The 2932-nt window shown below is 38.3% G+C and carries 2 protein-coding genes and 1 pseudogene; 1 reads left to right on the top strand and 2 read right to left on the bottom strand.

Features of this window, described 5'->3' with window-relative positions; translation table 11 throughout:
* Together H5202_RS19865 and H5202_RS19870 are read right to left on the bottom strand one after the other, a co-directional pair.
* A partial coding sequence (locus H5202_RS19865; protein ID WP_182773585.1) for a response regulator occupies window positions 1-194 on the bottom strand: 194 nt, incomplete at its 3' end.
* A gap of 241 nt (window positions 195-435) precedes the next feature.
* Window positions 436-1860 (bottom strand): LysM peptidoglycan-binding domain-containing protein, encoded by a 1425-nt coding sequence (locus H5202_RS19870; RefSeq protein ID WP_182773586.1) that lies wholly within the window; start codon window positions 1858-1860, stop codon window positions 436-438.
* 497 nt (window positions 1861-2357) lie between these two features.
* Between H5202_RS19870 and H5202_RS19875 the strand changes: the two are divergent.
* Window positions 2358-2932, top strand: a pseudogene (locus H5202_RS19875) (alpha/beta fold hydrolase); the annotation flags it as partial.

The raw sequence follows: 2932 nt of genomic DNA on the forward strand, positions 1-2932 counted from the left end.
TCGGTACCGGGTAAGTTAATATCCAACATCAACAAATCAATATGTTGATGTTCAAATTGTTGCCACATCTGCTCGCCGTCTCCAGCTTCGAACACACGATAACCTTCTCGCTCAAAATACCCTTTTAATCGAGCTCGAATCACTGCTTCATCGTCAACGACGAGTACTGTATTTGTTAAACCAGAAAGTGCCATCGTCTAATCCAGATAGTGTCGCTAATATTAGCCGTTATTATTCATAACTTTTCATATTTGCCTATAAAGATATACAAGGAATGAGTGATAGCCAGCAAAATTGGTTTATAAAAAAGACATGAGTCACACAATGGAAAAGCTCGGTGCCAATGCGCTTCACCATGTTAGATGGGGAAATGGTTAGCGTTAATTAACGTAATTTTTTACAGCATTTGAGCTTATGAGTTTTTAATAAACTGTATTACAACTGGGTCTGCTGTTGTTTGAAGGGTTGATGATAAAACTGCAAGGTTTTACCTACGGTCAACTTATCTTTGTCAGACATTTTGTTCCACGCGATAATTTGGTCCACACTGACCTTATACACTTTGGCGATACTCCAGAGTGTGTCACCATATTTTACCGTGTGGTCGCTCTTAATTGTAGATTGATTAGATGTTGTAATAATACTTGGTTGTTTGTTTGGTGCAGTTTGTTTTTGGGTTGATATTAGAGCCGTTGGTGTTGTAATGAGTTTGACCATAGGTATTGCCCCCGATGCTGCTTGTGGCATATACAAAAATTTACCTGCAACGATCTGGTCGCCATTAATGTCATTCATCGCTTTTATTTCTGAAACCGTTGTAAGGTGACGTTTTGCAATGACACTAATATTATCGCCAGCTCTAATCTGATATTTAAACCATTTCACTCTGTCGTTAATATCAGTATCGGCAAGAGCTTGTTTAAACTCACTGACTTTACTGACTGGCACTATTAATTGATGCGGACCATCTGGAGATGTTGCCCAACGATTAAATCCAGGATTCAATTTTTGTAACCGAGTAATCGACATATTGGCAAGGTCGGCAGCAACGGCTATATCAATTTGGCTACCGACATCAATTACTTCAACTAGTGGTTTATTAGGAATAGATTTGAGACTGATGCCGTAGCTTTCAGAATGTTTAATCACGTCTGCAATTGCCAGCAGTTGCGGTACATATTGCCTTGTTTCTTTAGGCAATGGTAAAGACCAAAAATCGGTGCTTAGCCCTCTGATTTCATTATATCTAATAGCCTCACGCAACCGCCCTTCACCGGCATTGTACGCAGCTAATGCATACAACCAGTTGTCGGTTTTTTTGTACAAGTATTCGAGCATATCTAATGCAGCTGTGGTTGCAGCAGGCACATCTTTTCTGCCGTCATACCACCAATTCATCTCTAGGCCAAAATGGCTGGCCATGGGTGAGGTAAATTGCCACAGTCCTGATGCGTCGGCACTGGAATAAGCTAAAGGGTTAAATGAGCTTTCAACAATAGGAAGTAAGGCCAGTTCGATAGGTAAATCACGATGTTCAAACTCTTGGACGATTAAATATAAAAACGGTTTGGCGCGCTGAGATATCTGCTCAAGATGCTGTGGATTATTAATATACCAATCTCGATATTGGTTAACTAATTGTTGATCTGGAATGGGCATGTCCATTGAATAACGAATGCGTTCCCACACATCACCGTTGTCTTGATAATTGCGCCGAGCTAATAATTTAGGCACTTTTAGTGATGTTGGTTTATTCACGCCACCAATATTTTTTTCTGTTTCGGCATCTTCGACAGCAACCGTTTGGCAACCACTTAACAGGATAAAACCTGCTGCAATTAGGAATGTCGATGCTCTCAATTAAAGGTGTTCCTCAGATGTTACGTCGCTATTTTATTGTTATAGCGTGATTTTTTTGAAACAAAAGTCATATATTATAATTTAGTTTTATTTTTCTATCCATCTGTTTTAAAGCATGTGTTTAATTTACACACGCTGCTAGCTTATTGCATCAAATGTTTATCACATAGTGATACCCAGCTAAATTGGCTACCTGTTAGTGTATATATGGGCATAATAATGCTCATTGTGTATAATCCAATTAGGATGTTAACATTTTTGTAACGATTTAGATTCAATCAGGTTTGGCCTCAAAATTGATGATATCTATGTTGTTGCACCTTAAATAGTTTCTTAGCTATTTATGTTTTCCTTAAAAACAAAGATAATACGGTTAAAAGAACCCGCTCCAATACTCAGGGTGTCGGTATTTTACTTTTACCCTTTAAGCAGCTACTGTTTAGCCAATAAATCCAGCAGGTAGTCTTCATTGGTCACCTGGTAAAAATGGAAACATCATGTCGCATTCAAATGCTGTTCTTGTTAGAAATAATGTCAAATTAATCGGTAATGGTAGCAAAACTTTAGTTCTCGCTCACGGTTTTGGTTGTGATCAAAATATGTGGCGTTTTGTAACCCCAGAGCTGATGAAGCATTTTACTATTGTGCTATTTGACTATGTTGGTTCAGGTGCTTCTGATATCTCTCAATATAGTAAAAAACGTTATGGTCAACTTGAAGGATATGCTGAAGACATCATCGAAGTCTGTGACGCTTTGCACTTAACTGACGCCATTTTTATAGGACATTCCGTTAGTAGTATATTGGTGCGATTGCGGCAATTCAAAAACCCAAGTTATTTTCTAAGCTTGTAATGGTGTGCCCTTCACCCTGTTTTTTAAATTTTCCTCCTGATTATTTTGGCGGATTTGATAAAGAAGACTTAATTGAATTGCTAAATCTAATGGACAAAAATTATATTGGCTGGGCTAATTATTTAGCTCCGTTAGTGATGGGAACAACCAATTCTGATGACCTTATTGGTGAGTTGTCGGGCAGTTTTTGTTCTACCGATCCTCTTATCGCGAAGAAT

Source organism: Shewanella sp. SG41-4 (assembly GCF_014164505.1).
GTDB lineage: Bacteria > Pseudomonadota > Gammaproteobacteria > Enterobacterales > Shewanellaceae > Shewanella.